Annotated in this window: 28 protein-coding genes; 23 read left to right on the top strand and 5 right to left on the bottom strand. The window is 69.0% G+C overall.

The annotated features are described in order from the left end of the window. Positions 1-3 precede the first annotated feature (3 nt). The 16 genes from AC0685_RS12435 (at position 4) to AC0685_RS12360 (ending at position 12,956) form a co-directional block, all read left to right on the top strand. Complete coding sequence (locus AC0685_RS12435; protein WP_478225597.1) at positions 4-1,077, top strand: amidohydrolase family protein; 1,074 nt, start codon at positions 4-6, stop codon at positions 1,075-1,077. A gap of 139 nt (positions 1,078-1,216) precedes the next feature. Beyond that, positions 1,217-1,966, top strand: a complete 750-nt coding sequence (locus AC0685_RS12430) for a CPBP family intramembrane glutamic endopeptidase (RefSeq protein ID WP_350579133.1) — start codon at positions 1,217-1,219, stop codon at positions 1,964-1,966. Between the two features lie 57 nt (positions 1,967-2,023). Continuing rightward, a complete protein-coding gene (locus tag AC0685_RS12425; protein ID WP_478225596.1) occupies positions 2,024-2,830 on the top strand; it encodes a lysostaphin resistance A-like protein in 807 nt (268 codons plus the stop codon). A 157-nt stretch (positions 2,831-2,987) separates the two neighbouring features. Continuing rightward, positions 2,988-3,434 carry a 30S ribosomal protein S16 gene (gene rpsP / locus AC0685_RS12420; RefSeq protein WP_005154724.1) on the top strand — a complete coding sequence of 149 codons (447 nt, stop codon included), beginning with the start codon at positions 2,988-2,990 and terminating at the stop codon, positions 3,432-3,434. Next, positions 3,431-3,670: an RNA-binding protein gene (locus tag AC0685_RS12415; RefSeq protein WP_003103110.1), complete on the top strand. Its 240-nt coding sequence runs from the start codon at positions 3,431-3,433 to the stop codon at positions 3,668-3,670. Before rpsP ends, AC0685_RS12415 begins: the two co-directional genes overlap by 4 nt. A 16-nt stretch (positions 3,671-3,686) precedes the next feature. After that, the gene (gene rimM, locus AC0685_RS12410; RefSeq protein ID WP_340687343.1) at positions 3,687-4,199 is read left to right on the top strand and encodes a ribosome maturation factor RimM; all 513 of its coding nucleotides are present in this window, start codon (positions 3,687-3,689) and stop codon (positions 4,197-4,199) included. Next, entirely contained in the window at positions 4,199-4,963 is a 765-nt protein-coding gene (gene trmD, locus AC0685_RS12405) for a tRNA (guanosine(37)-N1)-methyltransferase TrmD (RefSeq protein WP_478225595.1), read from the top strand. The genes rimM and trmD overlap by 1 nt, the downstream gene beginning before the upstream one ends. 160 nt (positions 4,964-5,123) lie before the next feature. Continuing rightward, a complete protein-coding gene (gene rplS / locus AC0685_RS12400) occupies positions 5,124-5,492 on the top strand; it encodes a 50S ribosomal protein L19 (RefSeq protein WP_005154717.1) in 369 nt (122 codons plus the stop codon). A 31-nt stretch (positions 5,493-5,523) separates the two neighbouring features. Further along, positions 5,524-6,474, top strand: coding sequence for a signal peptidase I (lepB, locus tag AC0685_RS12395; RefSeq protein WP_478225594.1), 951 nt, complete (start codon positions 5,524-5,526; stop codon positions 6,472-6,474). Between the two features lie 58 nt (positions 6,475-6,532). After that, on the top strand, positions 6,533-7,312 hold the full coding sequence (locus tag AC0685_RS12390; RefSeq protein ID WP_478225856.1) for a ribonuclease HII: 780 nt from the start codon (positions 6,533-6,535) through the stop codon (positions 7,310-7,312). Beyond that, positions 7,309-7,632 carry a DUF2469 domain-containing protein gene (locus AC0685_RS12385; protein WP_003096226.1) on the top strand — a complete coding sequence of 108 codons (324 nt, stop codon included), beginning with the start codon at positions 7,309-7,311 and terminating at the stop codon, positions 7,630-7,632. The genes AC0685_RS12390 and AC0685_RS12385 overlap by 4 nt, the downstream gene beginning before the upstream one ends. Positions 7,633-7,864: 232 nt before the next feature. Beyond that, on the top strand, positions 7,865-8,251 hold the full coding sequence (locus tag AC0685_RS12380) for a YraN family protein (RefSeq protein ID WP_340687346.1): 387 nt from the start codon (positions 7,865-7,867) through the stop codon (positions 8,249-8,251). Further along, the gene (locus AC0685_RS12375; RefSeq protein WP_478225593.1) at positions 8,252-9,763 is read left to right on the top strand and encodes a YifB family Mg chelatase-like AAA ATPase; all 1,512 of its coding nucleotides are present in this window, start codon (positions 8,252-8,254) and stop codon (positions 9,761-9,763) included. Beyond that, positions 9,760-10,899 carry a DNA-processing protein DprA gene (gene dprA, locus AC0685_RS12370; RefSeq protein ID WP_478225592.1) on the top strand — a complete coding sequence of 380 codons (1,140 nt, stop codon included), beginning with the start codon at positions 9,760-9,762 and terminating at the stop codon, positions 10,897-10,899. The genes AC0685_RS12375 and dprA overlap by 4 nt, the downstream gene beginning before the upstream one ends. A gap of 105 nt (positions 10,900-11,004) precedes the next feature. Beyond that, positions 11,005-12,000, top strand: coding sequence for a tyrosine recombinase XerC (locus AC0685_RS12365; protein ID WP_478225591.1), 996 nt, complete (start codon positions 11,005-11,007; stop codon positions 11,998-12,000). A 107-nt stretch (positions 12,001-12,107) separates the two neighbouring features. Next, positions 12,108-12,956: a FliA/WhiG family RNA polymerase sigma factor gene (locus AC0685_RS12360; protein ID WP_478225590.1), complete on the top strand. Its 849-nt coding sequence runs from the start codon at positions 12,108-12,110 to the stop codon at positions 12,954-12,956. Between the two features lie 455 nt (positions 12,957-13,411). Here AC0685_RS12360 and AC0685_RS12355 read toward each other — a convergent pair whose 3' ends face one another. Next, complete coding sequence (locus tag AC0685_RS12355; RefSeq protein WP_478225589.1) at positions 13,412-14,017, bottom strand: murein hydrolase activator EnvC family protein; 606 nt, start codon at positions 14,015-14,017, stop codon at positions 13,412-13,414. Positions 14,018-14,398: 381 nt separating this feature from the next. On the opposite strand from AC0685_RS12355, the gene rpsB reads away from it, so the two are divergent. The 6 genes from rpsB to AC0685_RS12325 all read left to right on the top strand — a co-directional run bounded on the left by rpsB (position 14,399) and on the right by AC0685_RS12325 (position 20,125). Further along, complete coding sequence (rpsB, locus tag AC0685_RS12350) at positions 14,399-15,271, top strand: 30S ribosomal protein S2 (RefSeq protein ID WP_034310929.1); 873 nt, start codon at positions 14,399-14,401, stop codon at positions 15,269-15,271. Between the two features lie 93 nt (positions 15,272-15,364). Further along, the gene (gene tsf, locus AC0685_RS12345; RefSeq protein WP_340687351.1) at positions 15,365-16,189 is read left to right on the top strand and encodes a translation elongation factor Ts; all 825 of its coding nucleotides are present in this window, start codon (positions 15,365-15,367) and stop codon (positions 16,187-16,189) included. 92 nt (positions 16,190-16,281) lie between these two features. Next, the gene (pyrH, locus tag AC0685_RS12340; RefSeq protein WP_005154669.1) at positions 16,282-17,025 is read left to right on the top strand and encodes a UMP kinase; all 744 of its coding nucleotides are present in this window, start codon (positions 16,282-16,284) and stop codon (positions 17,023-17,025) included. Positions 17,026-17,076: 51 nt separating this feature from the next. Beyond that, entirely contained in the window at positions 17,077-17,634 is a 558-nt protein-coding gene (gene frr, locus AC0685_RS12335) for a ribosome recycling factor (protein WP_034310934.1), read from the top strand. Then, positions 17,634-18,530: a phosphatidate cytidylyltransferase gene (locus tag AC0685_RS12330; protein WP_478225588.1), complete on the top strand. Its 897-nt coding sequence runs from the start codon at positions 17,634-17,636 to the stop codon at positions 18,528-18,530. Before frr ends, AC0685_RS12330 begins: the two co-directional genes overlap by 1 nt. A gap of 83 nt (positions 18,531-18,613) precedes the next feature. Beyond that, positions 18,614-20,125, top strand: a complete 1,512-nt coding sequence (locus AC0685_RS12325) for a carboxylesterase/lipase family protein (RefSeq protein ID WP_478225855.1) — start codon at positions 18,614-18,616, stop codon at positions 20,123-20,125. Positions 20,126-20,157: 32 nt separating this feature from the next. On the opposite strand, the gene AC0685_RS12320 is transcribed toward AC0685_RS12325, so the two are convergent. Then, positions 20,158-21,003 carry a VOC family protein gene (locus AC0685_RS12320; protein ID WP_478225587.1) on the bottom strand — a complete coding sequence of 282 codons (846 nt, stop codon included), beginning with the start codon at positions 21,001-21,003 and terminating at the stop codon, positions 20,158-20,160. A 115-nt stretch (positions 21,004-21,118) separates the two neighbouring features. Between AC0685_RS12320 and AC0685_RS12315 the strand changes: the two genes are divergently transcribed. After that, positions 21,119-21,958, top strand: coding sequence for a class I SAM-dependent methyltransferase (locus AC0685_RS12315; protein ID WP_478225586.1), 840 nt, complete (start codon positions 21,119-21,121; stop codon positions 21,956-21,958). On the opposite strand, the gene AC0685_RS12310 is transcribed toward AC0685_RS12315, so the two are convergent. The 3 genes from AC0685_RS12310 to AC0685_RS12300 all read right to left on the bottom strand — a co-directional run bounded on the left by AC0685_RS12310 (position 21,904) and on the right by AC0685_RS12300 (position 25,301). Continuing rightward, entirely contained in the window at positions 21,904-22,512 is a 609-nt protein-coding gene (locus AC0685_RS12310; protein WP_340687356.1) for a PadR family transcriptional regulator, read from the bottom strand. The two genes, AC0685_RS12315 and AC0685_RS12310, sit on opposite strands and share 55 nt — an antisense overlap. 88 nt (positions 22,513-22,600) lie before the next feature. Next, the gene (locus tag AC0685_RS12305) at positions 22,601-23,017 is read right to left on the bottom strand and encodes a GNAT family N-acetyltransferase (protein ID WP_478225585.1); all 417 of its coding nucleotides are present in this window, start codon (positions 23,015-23,017) and stop codon (positions 22,601-22,603) included. Between the two features lie 115 nt (positions 23,018-23,132). Further along, positions 23,133-25,301: a YcaO-like family protein gene (locus tag AC0685_RS12300; protein WP_478225584.1), complete on the bottom strand. Its 2,169-nt coding sequence runs from the start codon at positions 25,299-25,301 to the stop codon at positions 23,133-23,135. Positions 25,302-25,425: the final 124 nt, after the last annotated feature.

Raw genomic sequence — 25,425 nt, 5'->3', positions numbered from 1 at the left:
CCCGTGAAAGCGCTGCACCTGGCCGGCGTCGTCCTGCCGGACGGCGAGCACCGCGAGCTGTGGGTCACCGGCGGCCGGATCACCACCGAACCGGTCGCCGGAGCGGAAACCGTGGTCCGGGAAGGCTTTCTGGTTCCCGGGCTGGTCGACGCGCATTGTCACCCCGGGATCGGCGTCGGCGGCGCGACCACGCTGGAAGAGGCCGCCGAACAGGCGATCACCGATCGCGACGCCGGGACGCTGCTGATCCGCGACTGCGGGCTGCCGATCGACGTCCGGCCGTTGCAGGAGCGGGCCGATCTGCCGCGGATCATCCGCGCCGGACGGCATCTCGCCCTGCGCAAGCTCTACATCCCCGGCCTGGGCATCGAACTCGAAGACCCTTCCGAACTGCCGAAGGCGGTCGCCGAACAAGCGCGTGACGGTGACGGCTGGGTCAAACTCGTCGGCGACTGGATCGACCGCGGTGTAGGCGATCTCGCGCCGCTCTGGCCCGACGACGTCCTCGCCGAGGCCATCGCCGCCGCGCACGCAGAGGGCGCCAAGGTGACGGCGCACGTGTTCGGCCAGGCCGCGTTGCCGGGCCTGATCGACGCGGGGATCGATTGCCTCGAACACGGCACTGAGCTTTCTACGGACCAGCTGGACGTCCTCGCCGAACGCGGGATCGCGCTCGTGCCGACTCTGATCAACATCGAGAATTTCCCGGGTATCGCGGACAAGGCAGGCAAATACCCGGTGTACGCCGACCACATGCGGGCACTGCACGCCGGCGTGGGGGAGATGGTCTCGACGGCGATCGAGGCGGGCGTCGCGGTGTACGCCGGAAGCGACGCGGGCGGCATGGTCGAGCACGGCAGGCTCGTCGACGAGATCGAGGCGCTGCACAAGGCGGGCATGTCCGCGGAGAAGGCGCTGGCTTCGGCTTCGTGGGCGGCCCGCGAATGGCTCGGCGTACCGGGAATCGTCGACGGCGCGCCGGCCGATCTGCTCGTCTACCCGTCCGATCCGCGCGAGGATCTCGCGGTGCTGCGGCATCCGAGCCACATCGTCCTGCGTGGCAAGATCTACGCCTGACCCGACTCCATCCGTGACCGGAGCGGCACTGGGCCGTGTCCTGTGAGTCTTGTCCGCGGTCTCCGTGCCGCCAGGAACCACCTGGATCACGAATCCCATCGAACAAGACTCACAGGACACGGCCTAGCGTGGAGGCGTGGTGGACGACGGGCAGGCTCGCGAGCGGTTGGTGCTCGGAGCGCACTGGGGCTTTGTAGCGTTCTTCGCGGGCATCGCCGGATACCACCTCGTCACGCTCGTCATGAGCTTCCTGATGTCAGGCCGCTTCGGCGGCTACGACCCGCTCGAACTCCGTGACGTCGGCCCGCTGCTGATCCTCGCGTTCCTGCCGACCCTCGTGCTCGGTCTCGGCCCGGCGGTCGGCTCACGCGTTTGGGGGCAGGGGCTCCGCACGGACTTCGGGCTCAAACCCACCTGGCGCGACGTCCGGATCGGGCTCGCTTGCGGGGCCGCCGCGCTCGCCGCCGGCTACCTCCTCAACCTGCTCCTGCTCGCCGTGTACGGGACCGACAGCGACGACAGGACCTTCTCCGACGTCTCGCCCGGCCCGATCACCGAGCTGTCGGGCACCACCGACGGCGACACGATCTGGCTGGTGCTGGCCGCGGTCATCGTCGTCCTCGCCGCTCCGGTCACCGAAGAACTGCTGTTCCGCGGCACGCTGTGGAACGCCATGGGCTTCCACCGCCTGCCCTCGTGGGTGATCCTGCTGGTCACCGCACTGGTGTTCGCCCAGTTGCACGGCGAGGCCGCGCGCACGATCGCGTTGTTCGGCCAGGGCATCGCCATCGGTCTCGCCCGCTACCTCTCCGGCAGGGTGAGCGCGTCCGTCATCGCGCACGCCGCCAACAACCTCCCACCGGCTGTATTGCTCTTCGCGGCGAGGTGATCGCCGGTCCAGGCGGTTAGAGTCTTTGAGTAACCGAACGATCACCGGAGGATCGGCGTGACCGTATCTCAGCCCAGGGAGCCGATCCCCGAGGCCGCGCCGCCGGATGAGCTCATTGCCGGAGGTGAGGTGGCCGCGCCCGACACGCCACCGCCGCATCGCTGGGGATTCGGGGCCTTCCTCCTGGTGGAAGCCGTCCTGCTGGCGTCGGCGGCGTTCATCAGCGTCCTGCTCGGCGACGTCCAGCCCGGTCAGCCCCTGCCGATGCGCATGGTGCTGCTGGGCACCATGCTGCCGACGATGATCGCCGCCGGGGTCGCGCTGCTGATCACCCGCCTGCGTGGCAATGGTCCATTCACCGACCTGCGGATCGGCTGGAGCTGGGCCGACGTCAAGGTCGGGCTCAAGCTCGGTGTGCTCGGGCTCGGGTTCACCTCGCTCGCCGCCTACATCTGGACGCAGGTCGTCGGCGACGAGAACGCGACCTCGGCGATCAGCGCGCTCGTGGAGGACCGGCGGATGTCGGTCTCGGCGGCCGTGGTCATGTTCATCTACCTGTGGCTGGTCGGGCCGATCTGCGAGGAGATCATCTACCGCGGCCTCTTGTGGGGCGCGGTGGAACGGTTGACGTGGCGCACCGAACGCTGGGGGAGGATCGCGGCGTTCCTGGTCTCCACGGCCGTTTTCGCGGCGAGCCACCTGGAACCGCTGCGCACTACGTTGCTGCTGGTGATCGCGATCCCGATCGGGCTGGCCAGGGTGTTCACCGGGCGGCTGCTCGGCAGCGTGGTCGCCCATCAGGTGAACAACTTCCTCCCGGCCGTGACGATCCTGCTGGCCTCGCTCGGGATAGCCGCGTTCTGACAGCCGATCAGCGTCTGGCAGAATGTACGCTTGCCTGCTTTGGCCGGACCCTCTCACCGCGCCCGAGCTCACCCTTCGGGTGTGCGCAGCCGTGTCCCCACTCGGCTGGCGTGCGCCTTCCACATGCATCAGAGAGAACTGAGGAGTACCCACACCCGTGGCCGTCAAGATCAAGCTGCAGCGTCTCGGCAAGATCCGTGCGCCGTACTACCGCATCATCGTCGCCGACGCGCGCACCCGCCGTGATGGCAAGGCCATCGAGACGATCGGCAAGTACCACCCCAAGGAAGAGCCGAGCTTCATCGAGGTCGACACCGAGCGGGCCCAGCACTGGCTGTCCGTCGGTGCCCAGCCGACCGAGCCGGTCCAGCGCATCCTCGAGATCACCGGTGACTGGCAGAAGTTCAAGGGCCTGCCGGGCGCCGAGGGCACCCTGAAGGTCGCCGAGCCGAAGCCGTCGAAGCAGGACCTGTTCAACGCCGCGCTCGCCGCCGCCGGTGACTCGGCCTCCGCCGAGGCCACCACGCCGAAGAAGAAGTCCGCTCCGAAGAAGGCCGAAGCCGACAAGGCCGAAGCCGCCGAGGGTGACAAGGCCGAGGCGTGAGCTTCCTCGCTGACTCCCTCGAGCACCTGGTGCGCGGGATCGTCGACAACCCGGACGAGGTCCGGGTCGAGCTGCTGACCACGCGTCGTGGCCGCACGCTCGAGGTGCACGTGCACCCCGACGATCTCGGCAAGGTGATCGGCCGGGGCGGTCGTACCGCGACCGCCCTGCGCACCGTCATGGGCGGCATCGGTGGCCGCGGCGTCCGCGTGGACGTCGTCGACACCGATCGCTGACCAAGGACACAACGGGATGGACGTCGTAGTCGGCCGGATCGCCAAGGCGCACGGAATCCGCGGGGAGCTCGCGGTGGACGTGCGCACGGACTCGCCGGAACAGCGGTTCGCGGTCGGTTCGGCCGTCACGACGAAGCTGCGTGACGGCAGCAGCAGGGACCTCACCATCGCAGCCGCCCGCGAGCACAGCGGGCGGCTGCTGGTGCGTTTCGAAGAGGTGCTGACCAGGGACGTCGCGGAGACCCTCCGCGGCGCGCTGCTGATCGCCGACACCTCGACGCTGCCGCCGACCGAAGACCCCGATGAGTTCTACGACCACGAACTCGAAGGCCTGCGGGCCGAACTCGCCGACGGCACGGTCGTCGGCAAGGTGCTCGAAATCGTGCACTCGCCCGCCGGTGAGCTGCTGTCGATCGAGCACGACGGACGCGAGGTGCTGGTGCCGTTCGTGAAGGCGATCGTCCCGGCGGTCGACGTCCCGGGCGGCCGCGTGGTCATCGACCCGCCGGAAGGCCTGCTGGACGCCTGATGCGCCTCGACGTGGTCACGATCTTCCCCGAATACCTCGATCCGCTCCGCGCCGCGCTGCTCGGGCGTGCGATCGACCGCGGCCTCATCGAGGTCGGCGTCCACGACCTGCGGGACTGGACGCACGACGTCCACCGCGCCGTCGACGACGCGCCGTACGGCGGCGGGCCCGGCATGGTGATGAAACCGCAGATCTGGGGCCCCGCCCTGGACGACGTCTGCGGCGAGAACACCCGCCTCGTGGTCCCGACCCCCGCCGGTCGGCCGTTCACCCAGGCCATGGCCCACCAGTACGCCGCCGAAGAGCACCTGGTGTTCGCGTGCGGCCGCTACGAGGGCATCGACCAGCGGGTGATCGACGACGCCGCGAGGCGGATGCCCGTCGACGAGGTCTCCATCGGCGACTACGTGCTGGTCGGCGGCGAGGCCGCGGTACTGGTGATGGTCGAGGCCGTCGTCCGGCTGCTGCCCGGAGTCCTCGGCAACGCCCGCTCCGCCGAGGAGGACTCGTTCTCCGACGGGCTGCTCGAAGGCCCCAGCTACACCCGGCCGGAGGTCTGGCGCGACCTGGCCGTACCGGACGTCCTGCGTTCGGGAAACCACGCGCTGATCGACCGCTGGCGCCGCGACCAGGCGCTGGAACGCACCGTGCGGCGCAGGCCCGAACTGATCGGGCAACTGCCGGAAGGTAGTCTCGACAAGCACGATCTCGCCGTCCTCGAGCGGTTGCACGAGGACGGCGGCCAGGCCGGGTCAAACGCCTGAGACCTGGTCTGCAATACTTGACAGGTTGGCGTGAGTGGACGCGCGGCTTCGCAGCCGGCGCCGTACACCGGAACGCCATCAGCCCCCGGGTAGGTCGCAGTGCCCGACACTGCGCGCCCAAGCTGCACGTAAGCCATACGAAGACGAGGACGGACCACCGATGAACACCCTGGACGCGCTGGACGCGCAGTCACTGCGTTCCGACATCCCGGACTTCCGACCGGGCGACACGCTCAAGGTTCACGTCCGCGTCATCGAGGGCAACCGCGAGCGCAACCAGATCTTCCAGGGCGTCGTGCTGCGTCGCCAGGGCGGCGGCATCCGCGAGACCTTCACGGTCCGCAAGGTGTCGTTCGGCATCGGCGTGGAGCGCACCTTCCCGGTGCACTCGCCGAACATCGCCGAGGTCGAGGTCTTCAAGCGCGGTGACGTCCGCCGGGCGAAGCTGTACTACCTCCGCGAGCTGCGCGGCAAGGCCGCCAAGATCAAGGAACGCCGCGAAAACCGCGAGACGACCTCCGCCAAGTAGGTAGCCGCACGGTTACAGGTAACCTGGCGTCGTGGTCGAACCCGTGTCCCAGAACACCTCCGAAGACGAGCCCGATCGCCCCGAAGAGGAGCGCCCCACCAGGGCCTCCCGGCGGGGCCGGTCCGGCTCCAAGAAATTCGGCAAGGTCAACAAGAAGCGGTCGTTCTGGAAGGAACTGCCGATCCTGATCGTCGTGGCACTCGTGCTGACGATCTTGATCCAGCAGTTCCTCGCCAAGGTCTACATGATCCCCTCGGGGTCGATGGAGACCACGCTGCACGGCTGCGCGGGGTGCACGGGCGACCGGATCCTGGTCGACCGGATCACGTACGACTTCACCGATCCCGGCCCCGGCGACGTGGTCGTCTTCAAGGGACCGCCCGCCTGGGTCGGCGAGATCGACACGCCGGAGTCCAGCAACATCTTCGTCACCGGATTCCGCACGCTGGGTTCCCTGATCGGGTTCGCGCCGCCGGACGAGCGTGACTTCGTCAAGCGGATCATCGCGACCGCCGGGCAGACTGTGCAGTGCTGCGATCCGCAGAACCGGGTGATCGTGGACGGCAAGGCGCTCGACGAGCCGTACATCCACTGGGAACCGGGTTCCAATGTGGACGAGAGCGGCAAGCCCGTCCAGGACACGTTCGCTCCGGTCAAGGTGCCTGCCGGCTATGTCTGGGTGATGGGCGACAACCGCAACAATTCGAGCGACTCACGGCGCCAGGGCGGCGGCGGGGTCAACGGCGCGATTCCGGTCGAGAACATCATCGGGAAGGCGCGGATCATCGTGCTCCCGCCGGGCCGCTGGGGCGGCGTTTCGGACCACAACCCGCAGGCGAACGCCCAGCCGCTGGCGCTCAGTGCGCCCGCCTGGCAGCAGGGGCTTCCCCTCGGCGTCGGTGTCGCCGCGGCGTGGCCCGTGCTCTTCCTCGGCAGGCGGATGTCGGCCGGAGTGCGCAAGGCGGTCGACCGGAGGCGGTAAGGCCTTGAGATTTCCTGTACCGCTCACACCGGCCGAGCCGCTTCGGCCGCCGCGGGCAGTGGTGCGTGGTGACCTCTTCTGGGGGTTGCAGGGTGCGCTGGACCGGCGGGGCCTCGGGCCCGTCGCCGGAGTCGACGAGGCAGGGCGCGGCGCTTGCGCCGGCCCGCTCGTCGTGGCCGCCTGTGTCCTGCGCCCGGGGGACGCTGCCCGCCTGCCCGAGCTCACCGACTCGAAGGTGCTCACGGCCAAGGCTCGCGACCGGGTGTACGACCGGGTCGTCCAGCGTGCCGTCGACTACTCGGTCATCGTCATCCCGGCCGCCGAGATCGACCTGTTCGGCATCCATGTCATGAACCTCGAAGGCATGCGGCGCGCCGTCTCGGCGCTGCGGAACACACCTGGCTACGTCCTGACCGACGGATTCCGCGTGTCCGGGCTGCCCGCCCCGAGCGTCCCGGTGCTCAAAGGGGACAAGGCCGTCGCGTGCGTGGCGGCGGCGTCCGTGCTGGCCAAGGTCACCCGGGACCGCATCATGGGCGACCTGCACGACGTCCACCCGCATTACGGTTTCGACGTGCACAAGGGGTACAGCACCACCGACCACAGCGCGGCGCTGGACACTCACGGTCCGAGCCCGGTCCATCGCTGGTCGTACACGAACGTGGCCACCGCGGCCGCCGCGCACCGCGTGCCACCACCTCACCCGGTGGTGCTGACCGTCGCGGCACTGGAAAACCCGAGCGTGCCGATACGTGCCCTCGGCCCGTACGTGGGTGACAATGAACGCTCCGCCGCTGGAACAGCAGCAAAATCGCGAGGAGGGGCGCGGATTTCATGAGCGCAGAGGATCTCGAGAAGTACGAGACCGAGATGGAGCTCTCGCTTTACCGCGAGTATCGCGACATAGTCGGCCAGTTCTCGTACGTGGTGGAGACCGAGCGGCGGTTCTATCTGGCCAACGCCGTCGACGTGCAGGTGCGCGACGGCGGCGGTGAGGTGTACTTCGAGGTCCGCATGTCCGACGCGTGGGTCTGGGACATGTACCGGCCAGCACGGTTCGTCAAGCACGTCCGGGTCATCACGTTCAAGGACGTCAACGTCGAGGAACTCGACAAACCGGATCTCCGGTTGCCGGAGGACGGGCCGTTCTCCGGCTGATCTTTCGGAACGTCCATGAAGGCCCCCTTCATCGTGTGAAGGGGGCCTTCACGTATCTCCGGGGCGCCTAGCACAGCCCACCGACGATTCCGCCCGGCGAGCTTCCGCGACGGCCGAACCATCCACAACACCCCGGTTGTCCACAGGCGACGAAATCAGACCTGTCCGCCGCCCCCTCACCCTGGCAGCGTTGATCGCACACGCACCGTGACGATCGCTGAGGGGGATCGAGATGACGAGCACGGCCGAACAGCCGTCCGCTGGGGCACCACATATCGAACTGGGCCGATGGGGCGAGGAGCTCGCGGTCCGGCATCTGGAAAAGACGGGCTATGTCGTCTTGTGCCGCAATTGGCGTTGCCGTGACGGCGAACTGGATCTCATAGCGACCGACACCAAACGCCTCGTCTTCTGCGAGGTGAAGACGAGGACCGGGGTGGGTTTCGGCACGCCCGCCGAGGCGGTGACCCCGGACAAGGCGGACCGCATCCGCCGCCTCGCGTACCAGTGGCAGCGCCAGTTCATGCTCCGCTGGTGCCCCGTCCGCTACGACATCATCGCGATCGTCGCCCGGCCAGACGCCCAGCCCAAGGTGCGGCATATCAAGGCGGCGTTCTGAATGGCACTGGCGAGAGCCTGGTCCGTCGCGTTGCTCGGTGTCGAAGGCAGGATGATCGAGATCGAGGCCGACATCGGTGGTGGTTCGCCGAAGGTCACGATGGTCGGGCTGCCCGACACCGGGCTGAAGGAGGCCAAGGACAGGGTCCGCTCCGCCGTCCGCAATTCGGGGCGGACCTGGCCGGACGAGCGGGTGATCCTCGGCCTCTCACCGGCGAATCTGCCGAAGGTGGGGTCCGGCTACGACCTGGGGATCGCGGCGGCGGTCATGGCCGCGACCGGATCGGTTCCCGCCACGAAACTGCTGAACACCGTGCTGCTCGGCGAACTCGCCCTGGACGGCCGGGTGCGGGCGGTCCGCGGGGTCCTGCCGGGACTGCTGGCGGCACGCAACGCGGGGTACCGGAGGGCCGTCGTACCCGCCGAGTCGCTGTTCGAAGCCGCACTCGTGGACGGCTTGGAAGTCCGCGGGGTAGCGCGGCTGAGCGAATTCGTGGATTGGCTCAAGGGCGAAGGGGAACTCACCCGTCCCGAGCCGTCCGTCGTCCAGGAGCCGCCGCGGGTACCCGACCTCGCCGACGTCGTGGGACAGCCGGAAGCGCGGTGGGCACTGGAGGTGGCCGCGGCGGGCGGGCATCACCTGCTCATGACCGGACCGCCCGGGGTGGGGAAGACAATGCTCGCTCGGCGCCTCCCAGGCCTTCTTCCGCGACTGACCGCTGAAGAGTCGTTGCAGGTGACAGCGGTTCATTCGATCGACGGTTCGCTTTCGCGGTCCGCGCCGCTCGTCACCGTGCCGCCGTTCGTCGCGCCTCATCACTCGATCAGCGTGCCCGCCCTGATCGGCGGTGGAAGCGGCCTTGCCGTGCCCGGCGCGATCAGCCGGGCGCACCGGGGAATCCTGTTCCTCGACGAGGTGTGCGAATTCGGCCCGGAGCGGCTGGAGTCGCTGCGTACGGTGCTCGAAGAGGGCGAAGTGCGGATCGCGAGGGTCAAGGGTGCCGTGCGGTACCCGGCACGGTTCCAACTGGTACTGGCGACCAATCCCTGCCCTTGCGCTCCGGCGAAGGACGCCGACTGCACGTGCTCCGCGACCGTGCGGAGGCGCTACTTGAGCCGACTCTCCGGGCCATTACTCGATCGGGTGGATTTGCGGGTTCGGTTGCGCCCGCTTTCCGCGCTCAGCGCACACCTGAGTGAGCCGCCCGAAGCGTCGGCGGCCGTCCGGGAGCGAGTGCTGGAGGCGCGCGAACGGGCCGGAAAACGCTGGGCGGAGCAGGGCTGGCTCACGAACGCGGAGGTGCCCGGCCCGGCGCTGCGCCGTGAGTTCGCGCTGCCGCCGCAGGTCACGGCGTTGCTGGACCGAGCGTTGGAGCGGGGCGCGATCACCGCGCGCGGCGCCGACCGCTGCCTTCGCATCGCTTGGACGCTCGCCGATTTGAAGGGCGCCGACAAGCCGGAGGCGGACGAGGTCGCGGCTGCCCTGAATTTCCGAGAGAGGTCATCCGGATGAGTGAACTCGACGCCGAGCGCATCGCCCGGTCGTATCTCCTGCGCGTGGCCGAGCCGCCGGCACCCGCCTTGGCCGATTTCGTCGGTGAGTTCGGCCCCGTCGCCGCCGCGGAACGAGTGCGAAATGCCGAATGCCCGCCGAAGGTGCGCGACGAGACCGCCGCGCGGCGAGCACACGACTACGCCGAGCGGGATCTGGAGCGAGCCGAGGCGGGCGAGGCCCGTCTCGTCATCCCGGAAGACGACGAATGGCCGGCCTGGCCGTTGCTTTCGCTGGCCGTGGCCCAAAGCAGGGGCGTTTCCGGCGTGGCGCCACCGCTGGCGCTGTGGGTACGCGGCCCCGCGAGGCTCGACGAGGCCGTGGACCAGGCGATCGCGATCGTCGGTGCCCGCGCGGCGACCGGGTGCGGCGAGCACAACGCGGCCGAGGTGGGCTACCACCTCGCGAGCCGTGGGATCCCGGTGTTCTCGGGGGCGGCGTACGGCATCGACGGCGCGGCCCACCGGGGCGCGTTGAGCGCGGACGGTACGACGGTCGCCTTGCTCGGCTGCGGTGTCGACGTCGGCTATCCGGCCCAGCACGCGACCTTGTTGCGCTCCATCGGTAAGACCGGCGCGGTGGTCAGCGAGTACCCGCCGGGCACCACACCCGCGAGGCATCGCTTCCTCGTCCGGAACAGGCTCATCGCGGCGCTCACGGAAGGGACCGTCGTGGTCGAGGCGGGCAGGCGAAGCGGCGCGCGGAACACCGCGGGGACGGCCGGAGCGCTCGGCAAGGTCGTGATGGCCATGCCGGGACCGGTGTCTTCGGCGATGTCCGCCGGCTGTCACGCGCTGATCCGCGAAGGCGAGGCCACGCTGGTGACCTCGGTCGACGAGATCCTCGAAACGGCGGGACGGTTCGGATCGACGGGAGCGGATCCGTCGAAACCGCGCCGTCGCACCGATCGGCTCGGTCCGGATGCGCTGCGAGTGCACGACGCGCTCTCCGATCGGTCGGCGAGGCAGGTGGAACGGATCGCCGCCGAGTCCGGCATCCCGGTCGAACGTGTCCGTTCGCTGCTTCCGGCGCTCGAACTCGACGGCTTCGCGGAAAGGGGTGACGCAGGGTGGCGAAGACGGACCGCCAAGACCTGACTGGCCTACACGTGAGGCGCCATCCCGGCACGATCCGACCACGGACACCGCAACAGGGTGCGGCGATACTTGACCATCCGCCCTACATCGCGCAGCGTGATCGGCATGCCGTCGACCGAAGGTCCCCACGGCACGGGGAAACGCGCCCGCAGACCCGATCTGCGCGCCGCCCGTGCCGCGCTGCCGGAGCCTGTCCGGAAGCTGATCGACGACTACGAGCGGCACCTTTCCCTCGAACGCGGGCTGTCCGCGCATACGGTGCGTGCCTACCTCGGCGACGTGGTGTCGCTGATGGGTTTCGTGGACGGGAACGGTGGCCGGTTCTCCGACCTCGACATCGGGACGCTGCGCGGCTGGCTCGCCCGGCAACGCGAGGAAGGGGCGAGCCGGACGACGTTGGCCAGGCGAGCCGCGGCGGCCCGCACCTTCACCGCGTGGGCCCACCGAGGCGGGGCGCTCGCGTCGGATCCGGGTGGGCGGCTGGTGGCGCCGCGCGCGCATCGCAAGCTTCCCGGGGTCCTCCGCGCGGAGCAGGCCAGTGACGTCATGCGCTTCTCAGCCGCCGGTGCCGAACAGCGCGACCCGGTGGCTTTGAGGGACAGTGCCATCGTGGAACTGCTCTACGCGACCGGTGTGCGGGTCTCGGAACTGTGCGGGCTGGATATGGGCGACGTCGATTTTTCCCGCCGGGTCGTGCTCGTGCTGGGCAAGGGCGGCAAGGAACGTGTCGTGCCGTTCGGCGTCCCCGCCGAAGCGGCCTTGCGGGCGTGGCTGGACGAGGGCAGGGGAAGGCTCGCCGTCGAAGCGAAGGGGCCCGCGGAGGCGGCGCTCTTTTTGGGAGCGCGGGGAGGCAGGCTCGATCCGCGGGCGGCCCGCCGGGTCGTCCACGAAGCCGTCGGTTCGGTGCCGGGCGCGAACGACATGGGACCGCACGGCTTGAGGCATTCCGCGGCCACCCATCTGCTCGAAGGGGGTGCTGATCTTCGAAGCGTTCAGGAACTGCTTGGTCACGCTACGCTGGCCACAACGCAGCTCTACACTCATGTGACCGTCGATCGGCTGAAGGCGATCCACGACCGCGCGCACCCCCGGGCCCGATGATGCCGGGGAGGACTCGGCAGGTGACCCGGCGGCCCGAACCGGCGGCGCACGCGCATCCGCACGAGCACGGAGAACACGCTGAGTCGCATGCTGAGAACGGCGGTCCGATGACCGCCGACCCACATGTCACCGAAGCCGCCGGGAAACACCGCCCCGGCGGGGACGGTCCTGCCGTCGCGCCCGAAGCGCGGACCGGCTACGAAGTGGACGCCGGGATCCAGGCGCTGTGGCGTGAGTTCACTGAGTCTCCCGACCAGATCGTGCGCGACCGGCTCGTGCTGCACTACGCCCCGCTCGTCAAGTACGTCGCGGGCCGGGTCGGCACCGGGCTGCCGACCCATGTCGACGTCGGTGACCTGATCCAGTCCGGGATCTTCGGCCTGGTCGACGCGATCGAGAAGTTCGAACCCGCCAGGGGCCTGCGCTTCGAGACCTACGCCATGCAGCGCATCCGGGGCGCGATCCTCGACGACCTCCGCTCCCAGGACTGGGTCCCCAGAGCGGTACGCAGCAAGGCCCGCGAAGCCGAGCGCGCGCTGGAACGCCTCGGCGCCCGGCTGAACCGCACCCCGACCGACGCCGAGCTCGCGGCCGAGCTCGAAATCAGCGTCGACGACCTTCGTGAGTTCTACGGCCAGATGCAGCTGACCAGCATCATCGCGCTGGAAGACCTGGTCGCCGCCGGCAAGGACAGCGGCTCGCTGGTCGACACCCTGCCCGACGACGGCGCCGTCGACCCGGTGGCCGTCCTGGTCGACCAGGACAACCGCCGTCAGCTCGCGCAGGCGATCGCCCAGCTCACCGAACGCGACCGGATCGTGGTCGGTCTCTACTACTTCGAAAGCCTGACGCTCGCCGAGATCGGCAAGGTCCTCGGCGTCACCGAGTCTCGGGTCAGCCAGCTGCACACCCGCGCCGTCATGCGGTTGCGCGCCAAACTGGTCGAGCAGGCCTAGCCACCGTCCTGTTCCGCGACGATCAGCCGAGTTGCTTCGGGTGGGCCGCGAAAACTTGAGGTCTGCGTCGCAACCTCGCTGCGCTACCGGAGCCCCTTTCCCTGCGTGTGTGCGTCGCATGCTCCGGGGGCGGCGGTGACGACGCGTGTGCTTGGACGGACGACACGTGTCTCCAGCCGGAAGACACGTGTGTGGAGCCGGATCATGCGTGTCTCGCGCCGGATCACCTGGTGCGGAGTCCGGTCCCGGCGTGTTCGCTCCCCAAATCACGCGCGTCCCGTGCCTGGACACGCGAATCGCGCCATCCACCGAAACAGCAGCAAGGGCGAGCAGGACCACGCCAGGAACCAAAGCCAGGACCACGCGACCCACCCTGCGGCTCCGCGGGCAACGCCTGCGACCCATCCGTCCTCGAGACCCGCAGGCCATGGGCACCGGCCTTCCGAAGCGCTCACTCAGTCTCCTTCCCAGGGTTTGAGGCGGATCTCGGACGGCTCACCGATCACCGTGAGCGGATCGACGTACTCTTCGCCCCGCCGCACACCGAAATGCAGACACGCCGGCTCCGGGCAGCCCGGGTGGCCCGCCGCGAGCGTTCCGAGCACCTGGCCGCGGTAGACCTGATCACCCGCGGTGACCGTCGGGGCGAGCGGTTGGTAGGTGGTGCGCAGGCCTCCGTCGTGATCGATCGACACCACTCCGCGGCCCGCCACCTGCCCGGCGAACATCACCACTCCCTCGGCGGCCGCGAGCACGTTCGCACCCGGTGGCGCGGCGAGGTCGACGCCCCGATGACCGGGGCCGTACGGCGTCGAGGGCGGCTCGAAGTACCTGGTGACGCTCGGTGCCGGCGAGAGCGGCCAGGAGAGGCGCCCCTGCGGGGAAGGCGCCCCTCTCGCCGTCCCGGGCATCGCCGCGGACGTGAGGATCGCGAGCACGGTAGCGAGGATCGCGAGGCGGGGAAGGCGCCGGGCGTGCCCTGGGCGGCGGTGCCTGCCGCCGGTGCGGTCGATCGCGAAGGAATGCCTGGTGACAGGGCGGGAAGAGGTCGTCGAGGTCATGTGTTCCAGGTTGGGGGTACGGCGTGGCGTGCGGGGCGCGCCGGTGGAATCTGTGGATAACCGAGGTGGTTGTGGACAACCCCTCTCATCCGGGGCTGCCGGTGCGGTACCCGGTGGCGACAGGGAGTAGACTCTTTTGCGCGGTCCGCGGCAGCGGACTGACTTCGCGTGCACGTGCGCGCTCCCGATGGCCGATCTCCTCACGGAGGGTCAGGACAGCCGGGGGCACACGGCCCGGCGGTCCCTGGGGTACTTCGCTCCCGGGTCCGGGCCCGAGCATCGGCACCAGGGCGATCGGCCACCCGGCCGAGAGCGACGAACCGAGCAAGCGCGTTCCGGCGGAGCCGGGCGCGCACGACACAGAAGAGGTTGATTCCGGCAATGGCCGTCGTCACCATGAAGCAGCTGCTCGACAGCGGCGTGCACTTCGGGCACCAGACCCGTCGGTGGAACCCGAAGATGAAGCGCTACATCTTCACCGAGCGCAACGGCATCTACATCATCGACCTGCAGCAGACGCTGACCTACATCGACCGTGCGTACGAGTTCATCAAGGAAACCGTCGCGCACGGCGGCACCATCATGTTCGTCGGCACGAAGAAGCAGGCTCAGGAAGCGATCGCCGCCGAGGCTTCGCGAGTGGGCATGCCCTACGTGAACCAGCGCTGGCTCGGTGGCATGCTGACCAACTTCCAGACGGTGCACAAGCGTCTCCTCCGCCTGAAGGAGCTCGAGTCGCAGGAGCAGACCGGTGGTTTCGCCGGCCTGACCAAGCGCGAAATCCTCACGCTCACCCGTGAGAAGGACAAGCTCGAGAAGACCCTCGGCGGTATCCGCGACATGGCCAAGGTGCCGAGCATCGTGTGGATCGTCGACACGAAGAAGGAGCACATCGCCGTCGGCGAGGCTCGCAAGCTGAACATCCCGGTCGTCGCGATCCTGGACACCAACTGCGACCCGGACGAGGTCGACTACCCGATCCCGGGTAACGACGACGCCATCCGTTCGGCCGCGCTGCTGACCAAGGTCGTGGCCGAGGCCGCCGCCGCCGGTCTGATGGCCCGCTCCAGCCGCAACGGTTCCTCCGCCGACGCCAAGCCCGAGGCGGGCGTCGCCACGGACGAGCCGCTGGCCGAGTGGGAGAAGGAGCTGCTCGCCGGCTCCGAGACCGCCGCCGCGGACGCCAAGGAAGCCGCCGCCGCGACCGAGGCCGCCACCGAGGCTCCGGCCGAGCAGGCCACCGCCTCCTCCTGATCCACCCCGCTCGTGGGGCCGCCTCCGGGCGGCCCCACGGGTGACTTCCCCAAAAGACTTTCTCGTACCTGAAAAAGGACGGACACACCCACGATGGCGAACTACACCGCCGCAGACGTGAAGCGTCTCCGGGAGCTGACCGGCTCCGGAATGATGAACTGCAAGAAGGCGCTGGAGGAGAACGACGGCGACTTCGACAAGGCCGTCGAGTTCCTGCGCATCAAGGGCGCCAAGGACGTCGGCAAGCGCGCCGAGCGCGCCACCGCCGAGGGCCTCGTCGCCGGTGACGGCGGCGTGCTGATCGAGCTCGACTCCGAGACCGACTTCGTCGCGAAGAACGAGGACTTCCAGGCCCTCGCCGCGAAGATCGTCGAGGTCGCGAAGGCCGAGAAGACCAGCGACGTCGAGAAGCTGAAGGCCGCCTCGCTCGACGGCAAGACCGTCGAGGAGCAGGTCCAGGAGCTCGCCGCTCGCATCGGCGAGAAGCTCGAGCTGCGCCGTGTCGCCGCTTACGAGGGCACCACCACCACGTACCTGCACCGTCGCGGTGCGGACCTCCCGCCCGCCGTCGGCGTGCTCATCGAGTACACCGGTGAGGGCGAGGCCGCCGCGGAGGCCGCTCGTGGCGCCGCCATGCAGGTCGCCGCGCTCAAGGCCAAGTACCTCACCCGCGAAGAGGTCCCGGCCGAGATCGTCGAGAACGAGCGTCGCGTCGCCGAGGCCACCGCCCGCGAAGAGGGCAAGCCGGAGCAGGCCATGCCCAAGATCATCGAGGGCAAGGTCAACGCGTACTACAAGGACAACGTCCTGCTCGAGCAGCCGTCGGTCAAGGACAACAAGAAGACCGTCAAGGCCCTGCTCGACGAGGCCGGCGTGTCCGTGAGCCGGTTCGCCCGGTTCGAGGTCGGCCAGGCCTGATCCAGGCGCGGAACACAAGAATCCCCACTGTGCCCCGTCTCCGTCCATCGGGGACGGGGCACAGTCGGGTTCAGAGCACTAGGGAGGGCGACATGGGTGTCCGTGTCGAAGGCGGATACCGGCGGGTGCTGCTGAAGCTGGGCGGCGAGATGTTCGGCGGCGGTTCCATCGGGGTTGATCCGGATGTGGTGCACTCGGTCGCTCAGCAGATCGCCGACGTCGCGCGGACGGGCGTGCAGATCGCCGTCGTGATCGGCGGTGGCAACTACTTCCGCGGCGCGGAACTGTCGCAGCGCGGCATGGACCGCGACCGCGCGGACTACATGGCGATGCTCGGCACCGTCATGAACTGCCTGGCGTTGCAGGACTTCCTGGAGAAGGAGGGCCTGCCGACCCGCGTGCAGACCGCCATCACCATGGGGCAGGTCGCCGAGCCGTACATCCCGCGCCGCGCCGAGCGTCACCTGGAGAAGGGGCGCGTCGTCATCTTCGGCGCCGGGGTCGGCATGCCGTACTTCTCGACCGACACCGCCGCCGCGCAGCGCGCGCTCGAACTCGGCTGCGAGGCCGTCTTGATGGCGAAGGCCGTCGACGGCGTCTACACCGCGGACCCGAAGAGCGACCCGACCGCCGAGATGTTCCACGAGATCAGCCACCGCGAGGTGCTGGAACGGGATCTCAAGGTCGCCGACGCCACCGCGTTCAGCCTGTGCATGGACAACAACATGCCGATCATCGTGTTCAATCTGCTCACCGAGGGGAACATCGCCCGCGCGGTCAGTGGTGAGAGGATCGGCACCCTGGTCGACACCCCCGCCGACGGGGTGCCCGCGTAGGCCTGCTCTGATCTTCGCAATCGGTACGCATACACAACTACGGGAGTTGCCGTGATCGACGAGACCCTCCTCGACGCCGAGGAGAAGATGGAAAAAGCGGTGTCCGTCGCCAAGGAGGACCTGTCGTCGGTACGCACCGGCCGGGCCCACCCCGGGATGTTCTCGCGCATTGTCGTCGAGTACTACGGCGCGCCGACCCCGCTGAACCAGATGGCGAGCGTCAACATCCCCGAAGCCCGGATGGCGTTGATCAAGCCTTACGACCAGACCTCGCTCAACGCCATCGAGAAGGCGATCCGCGAGTCGGACCTCGGTGTGAACCCGAGCAACGACGGCAACGTGATCCGCATCGTCATTCCGCAGCTCACCGAAGAGCGCCGCAAGGAGATGGTCAAGGTCGCCAAGGCCAAGGGCGAGGACGCCCGCGTTTCGATCCGCAGCGTCCGCCGCAAGGCCAAGGAAGAGCTCGACCGGATCAAGAAGGACGGCGAGGCGGGCGAGGACGAGGTCGTCCACGCCGAGAAGGAACTCCAGAACCTCACCGACACCTACAGTCACAAGGTCGACGAGCTGGTGAAACACAAGGAAGCCGAGCTACTCGAGGTCTGATGAGCCAGGTGAGCGAGGAACGCGAGGACCGGGTGGAGAACCCGGAACCGGTTCCGGCCAAGAAGCCGGAACCGGCGAAGAAGGTTTCCCGCGCCGGCCGCAACCTGCCCGCCGCGATCGGGGTCGGGCTGCTGCTGGGGGCGGCGATCGTCACGTCCCTGCTCACCGTCCGCTTTCTGTTCATCGGCATCATCGCGATCGCCATCGCGGTCGGCACGATCGAGCTGGCCGGGGCACTGAAGCGCGCGGCGGGCATCCGGGTCGCGCTGGTCCCGGTGCTCGTCGGCGGTCAGGCGATGGTCTGGCTGGCGTGGCCGTACGGCCGTGAAGGCGCGCTGACGGCGTTCGTGCTGACGGTGCTTGTCTGCCTGCTGTGGCGGTTGCCCGGCGGCGCGGACGGCTACCTGCGCGACATCAGCGCGTCGGTCTTCGCCGCCGCGTACATCCCGCTTTTCGGCGCCTTCGCCGCCATGCTCGTCCCGCCGGAGGACGGCGTCGGCCGGGTGCTGGCGTTCATGATCGGCGTCGTCGCTTCGGACACGGGCGGCTACATCGCCGGTGTCCTGGGCGGCAAACATCCGATGGCACCCAGTATCAGCCCGAAGAAGACCTGGGAAGGGTTCGCCGGTTCGCTCGTGGCCGGTGTGGTCGCCGGCGCGCTGACCCTGAGCCTTCTCCTCGACGGCCACGCCTGGCAGGGTGTGCTGTTCGGCGCGGCGATCGTCTGCACGGCGACCCTGGGCGATCTCGTCGAGTCGCTGATCAAGCGCGACCTCGGCGTCAAGGACATGGGGAACATGCTGCCGGGCCACGGCGGGCTGATGGACCGGCTCGATTCGTTGCTCCCTTCGGCCGTCGTCTCCTGGCTGCTGCTCTCCGCATTCGTCCCCGTTTAGACCAAACCCAGGTGACAAAGTCCGGGGCGCCGGGCCAAGGTCGGGGTATGCGAACTCGACAGATGAGTAAGCGACTTCTGGCCATGGCACTGGGCGTGGTGACGCTCGGCGCCCTGACGACGACCGTGGCGGAGGCGGGCGGAAGCCCCGTAGTCCGCACGGATTCCGGCCCCGTTCGCGGGGTGAGTACTGCCGAATATCGGAGTTTCCAAGGCATTCCGTTCGCCGCGCCACCGGTCGGCGATCTGCGCTGGGCCCCGCCGCGGAGACCCGAGCCGTGGACCGCGGTGCGGGACGCGAGCAAACCGGGACCTCGATGCGCGCAGGGAGCCGGCCTCGGTTCGGCAGCGAGCGAGGCCGAGGATTGCCTGTACCTCAACGTGATCAGCCCGGCCAAGCCCGCGCGTAAGCCGCGTCCGGTGATGGTCTGGGTGCACGGTGGCGGCTTCACCTCCGGCGCGGGCAGCGACTATGACTTCGAGCGCATGGCCCTCGGCGGGGACGTCGTCGTGGTGACCGTGAACTACCGGCTGGGTGTGTTCGGCTTCTTCGGGCATCCGGAACTCGGCCGCGACTCCGGTTCTTTCGGCTTCCAGGACCAGCAGGCCGCCCTGCGCTGGGTGCAGCGCAATGCGCATGCGTTCGGCGGGGATCCCCGGAACGTCACGTTGTTCGGCGAATCCGCCGGAGCGATGAGCACTTGTGTCCAGTTGGCCTCCCCTTGGGCCGCGGGGCTGTTCCACCGCGCGATCATCCAGAGCGGGCCTTGCACGCTGACCTGGCCCGACGGCGGGTTCTTCCCCGGCGTCCCCGCGGGCTCGCCGTATCTGCCCCGCGCCGACGCCGAAGCGATGGGTGCTGCAGGGGCCGAGAAACTCGGCTGCGCCGACATCGCCTGCATGCGGCGGCTTCCGGCCAAGGATTTGGTGAACCAGCCGCTCGGGACGCCCGCGTTCGGCACCGGCCTGCTGCCCGAGCATCCGGCAGACGCGCTGAAAGCGGGGCGCTTCGCCCGCGTCCCGGTGCTGACGGGGGTCACCAGGGACGAGGCGAGGCTGTTCGTGGCCCTGTTCCCCGGACATCCGTTCACCGAGGAGCACTACCAGGGACTGTTGCGGACCGCGTTCGGGGAGAAGGCTCTGCTCGTCGCCGCCCGATACCCGTCGGCGAAGCACGGCGGCCCGGCGATGGCGTTCGCGGACGCGATGACCGACCGGATCTGGGGTTGCCCGCAGGTGGGTACCGAGCGATTGCTGCGCGAGCGCACGCGGACCTTCGGTTACGAGTTCGCCGATCGGGCGGCTCCCCCGCTTGTTCCCGCGCCACCAGGCATGAATCTCGGCGCCGCCCATGGAACCGAATTGGCTTATTTGTCTGATTTAACCGGGTTCCCGGCGAAATTGACGCCCGCGCAGCAGGAACTGGCGGGGCAAATGATTCGGTACTGGACCGCGTTCGCGCGCACCGGCGATCCGAATGGCGGCGAACTGCCGAAATGGCGTCCTTCGCCGCGGACGCAATCGCTGGCGCCGGGCGTGATCGGCCCGGTCGACCTCGCGGCAGTGCACGACTGCCGGTTCTGGGCGGGTATCTGACCGAAGAGCCGGGGCGGCCTCGTCGCCCCGGCTCAGTCGTCGTAGGGGTCGTCGACTTCGGCGGTGCCCCAGCCCTCGACGGCCCGCGAGTGGTCGATCACGGCGAACACCGAACCGTCCGGGTCGGCGAGGATCGCCATCCGGCCGTACGGGGTGTCGTAGGGCTGGACCACGACGGTGCCGCCGAGCATCAGGGCCTGTCCCGCCGCGGCGTCGGCGCCGCGGGCAGGGTCGAGTTCGAAGTAGACCATCCAGTGCGGGGGAGTGTCCGGCCGGTACTCCGAACCCATCACGTATCGGTACACCACGGGTTCATGCTCGATGAGCCATTCGGCGTAGTCGAGCGAGGCGCCGTCGCCGATCTGGTGGCTGGTGTAGTTGAAGAGGCGGCAGTAGAAGTGATCCGCCGCCGCGCCGTCGTGGGTGTTGAGATCCGCGCCGCTGAAGGTGTTCGGCACCCCTGTCGCGAACTCCCAGGTGGCGGGCGGCTCCCAGAAGACGACGTGCGCGCCGCACGCGTCGACGGCGTGGATGATGGTGCCGCGATGGGGGATCGCCACCGGCCCGAGCGTGACCCGGCCACCGAGACTGTCCACCCACTCGGCGGCCGCGGCCGCCTGGGGCACCGAGATGTGGACGCTCCAGCCGGACGGCCCGCCCGAACCCGCGCGGTACAGACCACCGGCCGGGACGCCGTTCAGCGTCGCTATCGAGTAGCGGCCGGTCGGCGTCGCCGGATCACGCTGGACGACGTACTCCCAGTCGAAAAGCCCGCTGTAGAAGGTTTGCGCGGCCGTTTCGTCTCTGCACGCGAGCTCGATCCAGCACGGGATTCCCGAAGGTATGACGGAAGTGTGGGCGGCCGAGCCGAGCGACATGCGGTTCTCCCTTACCGGTGGGAGTAAAGTCTAGTCGCTGACCGCATTGTTTCCGTCAAAGATTTCGACCGGATGACCCCGGAACCCGGCCCGGTGTCCCTTCGTTGGAGCTTCCGTGCGCTGGTTTCCCCGAGCCCTCTCCTCCTTCCGCCGCGGCGGTGAGGAGGTGCTGCCGAGCCCGAACATCTGGTATTACCAAAAGGCCTACGAGGTCGAGAACCGCGCGCAGGACGTCGACGACGAGATCTGGCGCGCGCTCGCCGGGTATCGCGATTGGTCCGGTGCGGACGTGCTCGACATCGGCTGCGGTGACGGTTTCCATCTGCCGCGGTTCGCCGAGACGGCGCGGTCGGTGGTCGGGATCGAACCCCATGAGCCGCTCGTCCGCGACGCGCGGAAACGGGTGGGGCGGCTGGAGAACGTCGAGGTGCGGCAAGGGCGTGCGCAGCGGCTTCCCTTACCGGACGCGGCTTTCGACGTCGTCCACGCGCGCACCGCGTACTTCTTCGGCCCCGGTTGTGAACCCGGCCTTCGCGAAGCGGAGCGGGTGCTGCGTCCGGGTGGGCTGATGATGATCGTGGATCTCGATGTGGCGAGTGAGCCCTACGGACGCTGGATGCGGCTGGATCTTCCGCACTACGATCCGCCCGGGGTGGAGAAGTTCTTCGCCCGTCAGGGATTCGGCTGCCGCAAGGTGATGACGCGGTGGCTGTTCGAGGACGACGCCGCGATGGAAGCCGTGCTGAAGATCGAGTTCAGCGCTCCGGTCGCGGCGAAGGCGATCGCGGAGGTCCGGCGCCTGAACGAGGTTTCGTCAGGCTCCGGGGAGAAACGGATGACGCTGCCGGTGGGCTATCGCGTGCATGCGCGCGTCAAGCCCACCGGCCTCGTCGTGCCAGGTCACTCCGTGTCCTCGTCCGGAGTCGAGTCCTCGGCCTCGCCGAGGATGCCGTAGATCGTCCGGCGTGCCTCGTTGAGCACGTCGACGGTGCGGGCTTGCTGGCTTTCGGTGCCGGCGTGCATCACCTGCGCGACCGCAGCGGCCAGGGTCGCGCCCGCTTTGCGCAGGTTGACCTCGACCGGGTCGACGTCGTGGGCGATCTGCTCCCACGGCGGGACCGCGTCCTGCTGCTCGGCCGCGGCGCGGCCGGATTCGGTGAGTTCGAACAGCTTCTTGCCGTTCTCGTCCTTGCTGATCACCAGGCCTTCGTCGGCCAGCAACTGCAAGGTCGGGTAGACCGAGCCGGGGCTCGGCTTCCAGAAGCCGCCGCTGCGCTCGCCGATCTCCCGGATGATCTCGTAGCCGTGCCTCGGCTGCTCGGAAAGCAGCGCCAGGATCGCGGCGCGGACGTCACCGCGTTTGCCGCGCCGCCCGGGGCCACCGCGGCGGCCGTGCCGGTGCCGATGGCCCGGTCCGCCCGGACCCGGCGGGAAATCGCCGAAGCCGCCGCGGGCCCAAGGGCCGAAGGCCGGTCGGCCGTGTTCTGGAGGGAAGGGTCGTCGTCGCATGATGTGAATCCTTTCTACGTACTGTTCCGACATGTTCACGATATATCGGAAACAGTCGTACGACAACCCGTTCTCGGTGATCTGGGTCTCAGGAGAGGTCGAGCGCGAGCAAATCGATGCCACCGGAGTCGAACTCGCCGACCTCCCGCCAGCCCCAGCGGCAGTACAGCCGCCGAGCGGGCGCCTCGACGCGGGACGCGAGTACGGCGAACCGCTCGGGGCGCTCTTTCAGCAGGTCATCGAGCAGAGCGCGGCCAAGCCCGCGACCGCGGAGCTCGGGGAGGAGCGCCAGCTCGTACACGTAGAACAGTTCTTCGCCGTCGAGCCACGAAGGCGCCGGAGCCGTCGCGCGTTCGGGCCACCAGCCGGCTTCTTGCCGGACCCCGTAGGCGAAGCCGCCGAGTGCTCCGCCTTCGCGCACTGTCGTCATGGCGAACCCCGGGAGCGCGGCGTGTTCGGCGAACAGCACGCCGAACCGGGCGACGTCGTCCAGTTCAGAGCGCACGGTTCAGTCTGCCCAGTACCAGGATCGCCACGCCACAGCGCGTCGACGCTTTGCGCCGCGATGAGCGGGAACCGGCCGCGAGTGCTCGGCAGACCGAGCAGGTCGGCGGCGGCCATCATGCGTGGGGGAGCGGGAAGACGTTGAGTTCGTGCTCGGCGAGCGGTTCGTCCCGCCAGCCGAGGCCCACCGCCGCGTCGGCGATCCTCCCGTTGCCCCACATCGGCGATCCGGCGGGGAAGTTCGAGACGAGCCCTGGGACCAGCGTATGCGCGGCGTGGAATCCGGCGGCCGCGACGTCGCAGGTCGTCAGGTCGACGCTGATCACCTCGAATCCCTGGGCTTCGACGCGGGCTTGGTAGGCCTTGAGCCGCCGTTCCCCGAGGGCGGGAAGGTCGTCCCAGCCGCGGCTCGGCAGGTCCATGACCCAGGGGGCCACTCGCTTCACGGCCCGGGGATCGAGGTAGATCTGTTGCTGGCAAAGGAGATCCGCGACATCGGCGAAGTCTTCGCGGTACGAGTCCAGGTAGCGCCGATCGGCCCGATACGGCTTGAGGTTGCCCAGATGCGGCAGGTCCCGGCGCATGCCGGACAGCTCGCGTTCGTCGTCGAGGGCACGGCAGGTGTGCTGGAGCGTGAATCCTTCGGCGAGCGCCTTCTTCGCGGCCTCCAGCGCGTCCGGCCGGGTGGCGAAGCCGATCGACAACCAGCGTTTCACACGGTCGAGTACCACCGCGGCGACCACTGGGACGTCGAACTCGTTGTCCAGGTGGATGAGCGTGACTTCGTAGTCGTCGGTGGCGTCGGCGATGAGTGACCGGATCTCGTCCGGGATCGTGAGCCTGCCGAGGCGTGGCGTGTTCGCCCACCAGAGCATGGTCGTGTCGCGCTCGAGTACCTCTTCGAGGCCGGAGGTGACGGCGTGCTCCTCGGTGGTCCCGCTCGCGAGGCCGGCGATCAGCGGATCGGCGAAATGCGCTTCCCCCTGTTGGCGTTCGTTCGAGAACAAGAACGCCGGAACCCAGACGGGTTCGTCGGTGGTGTGGGAGAAGCCTTCTACCCACGAGCATTCCGTGTCCTGGGTCAGTGGCGCGAACGGGAAACCCGGGGATCGGTACTGCGTGGCGGAGTAGAGGTTCAGCCGTTGCGGGTCGAGTGCGGGGATTCCGTAGCGGGCGAATTGCTTGTAGCTGCCGAAGCACACTTCGTGCTCCGGAGCGAGCCAGCTTCCGCAGTAGCGCTCCACCGCTTCGCCGATGGCCGACTGACGCGCGAGGTCGAAATCGTGCCACGACGTGCCGAAGGCCTGACGGTCGTTGGGCCAGTTCGTCACCCGGCGCATGTCCGCGACATCGACCGCGCAGACCCGCAGCCGGGCGGGCATCCCCGGTGCGGGCGGGATTTCGCCGACGCCGGTCACGATCCCGGTCTGGTCGTCCACCAGCAGTTCGGGGTCGGTCGTGGCGGGAACGGGCCGGGCCCGGTCGGGTACGGGGAGGATCGGGCGGCGGATCTCGGTGAGGTCCGCCGGGTTCAGTTCGATCTCGCCGGTGGTCATGGCGGATCGTCCGCCGGCGAGCCAGCGTTCGAGATGGACGGCGAGAGTGGTCAGCGCCCAGCGGGCGTCGCCCGGCCGAAGCGGGGTGGAGTCCGAGGGGGCCGAAAGGAACGCCTCGACGACACGCGGGTCCTGCGCGGCGGAGCGGCGCCGCGCGACGACGTCGGCGAAATCGATGCCGTCGGGCGCGATCGCGGGTCCGGCGATCACCCGGCCGCGTTCCCGGCGCAACGGCAGCCAGCGCACCCCGCTGCCGGCGCACAACGCGTCAAGCGCGATCAACTCGGTATAGGCGGGGTGATCGAAGGCCGCGACCACGACCACGTTCTCTATGTCCATTTCGGACAGATCGTGGAAGTAGGGGACCGCCTCGACGCTCGCGTACCCGCTGCCGTCGAGGATCTCCGCCAAGGGCTCGACGAGCGCGGGCGAGCCGGTGAGAAGGATCGAGGTGGCCGCGACGTCGTCCGCCCCGGTGTCCCGATCGTGGCGGAGGCAGCCGTCCGCTTCGAGGATCTCCATCATTTCCTCGTAGTCCGGGGTCATGCCGGCCAGCAGTTCGGCGCGGGTCCGGGTGCCGTCGCAGCGGCTCGCCCAGGCGCGGAACTCCCGGGTGGGCGCGGCGATGTAGAACTGCCCCCCACTGGGTGTGACGAGAAAGCAGAGCTCCGGTTCGAGATCGGTGATCTCGATTCCGTCGAGCCGCGGTCTCAACTCTTCGTACCCCATGGCAACCCCATCGTTTCCAGGACGCCCGCCTCGCCGCCGCGGACCAGGTGCGGGACCGCGGCGGCGGCGGGGCGCTCGTAGGTCCGTGGCGCGACATGACCAAGTCTCGGTCCTGACGTGACCT

Source organism: Amycolatopsis sp. NPDC043889 (assembly GCF_056435645.1).
This window is presented reverse-complemented; position numbering and strand designations above follow the sequence as displayed.

Excerpts from the sequence above, each read along its gene's own strand:
- rimM (WP_340687343.1), top strand. The coding sequence starts at position 3,687 with ATGGACGTCGTAGTCGGCCGGATCGCCAAGGCGCACGGAATCCGCGGG.
- trmD (WP_478225595.1), top strand. The coding sequence starts at position 4,199 with ATGCGCCTCGACGTGGTCACGATCTTCCCCGAATACCTCGATCCGCTC.
- rplS (WP_005154717.1), top strand. The coding sequence starts at position 5,124 with ATGAACACCCTGGACGCGCTGGACGCGCAGTCACTGCGTTCCGACATC.
- AC0685_RS12385 (WP_003096226.1), top strand. The coding sequence starts at position 7,309 with ATGAGCGCAGAGGATCTCGAGAAGTACGAGACCGAGATGGAGCTCTCG.
- AC0685_RS12380 (WP_340687346.1), top strand. The coding sequence starts at position 7,865 with ATGACGAGCACGGCCGAACAGCCGTCCGCTGGGGCACCACATATCGAA.
- AC0685_RS12375 (WP_478225593.1), top strand. The coding sequence starts at position 8,252 with ATGGCACTGGCGAGAGCCTGGTCCGTCGCGTTGCTCGGTGTCGAAGGC.
- dprA (WP_478225592.1), top strand. The coding sequence starts at position 9,760 with ATGAGTGAACTCGACGCCGAGCGCATCGCCCGGTCGTATCTCCTGCGC.
- AC0685_RS12365 (WP_478225591.1), top strand. The coding sequence starts at position 11,005 with ATGCCGTCGACCGAAGGTCCCCACGGCACGGGGAAACGCGCCCGCAGA.
- AC0685_RS12360 (WP_478225590.1), top strand. The coding sequence starts at position 12,108 with ATGACCGCCGACCCACATGTCACCGAAGCCGCCGGGAAACACCGCCCC.
- AC0685_RS12355 (WP_478225589.1), bottom strand. The coding sequence starts at position 14,017 with ATGACCTCGACGACCTCTTCCCGCCCTGTCACCAGGCATTCCTTCGCG.
- rpsB (WP_034310929.1), top strand. The coding sequence starts at position 14,399 with ATGGCCGTCGTCACCATGAAGCAGCTGCTCGACAGCGGCGTGCACTTC.
- tsf (WP_340687351.1), top strand. The coding sequence starts at position 15,365 with ATGGCGAACTACACCGCCGCAGACGTGAAGCGTCTCCGGGAGCTGACC.
- pyrH (WP_005154669.1), top strand. The coding sequence starts at position 16,282 with ATGGGTGTCCGTGTCGAAGGCGGATACCGGCGGGTGCTGCTGAAGCTG.
- AC0685_RS12330 (WP_478225588.1), top strand. The coding sequence starts at position 17,634 with ATGAGCCAGGTGAGCGAGGAACGCGAGGACCGGGTGGAGAACCCGGAA.
- AC0685_RS12325 (WP_478225855.1), top strand. The coding sequence starts at position 18,614 with ATGGCACTGGGCGTGGTGACGCTCGGCGCCCTGACGACGACCGTGGCG.
- AC0685_RS12320 (WP_478225587.1), bottom strand. The coding sequence starts at position 21,003 with ATGTCGCTCGGCTCGGCCGCCCACACTTCCGTCATACCTTCGGGAATC.
- AC0685_RS12310 (WP_340687356.1), bottom strand. The coding sequence starts at position 22,512 with ATGCGACGACGACCCTTCCCTCCAGAACACGGCCGACCGGCCTTCGGC.
- AC0685_RS12300 (WP_478225584.1), bottom strand. The coding sequence starts at position 25,301 with ATGGGGTACGAAGAGTTGAGACCGCGGCTCGACGGAATCGAGATCACC.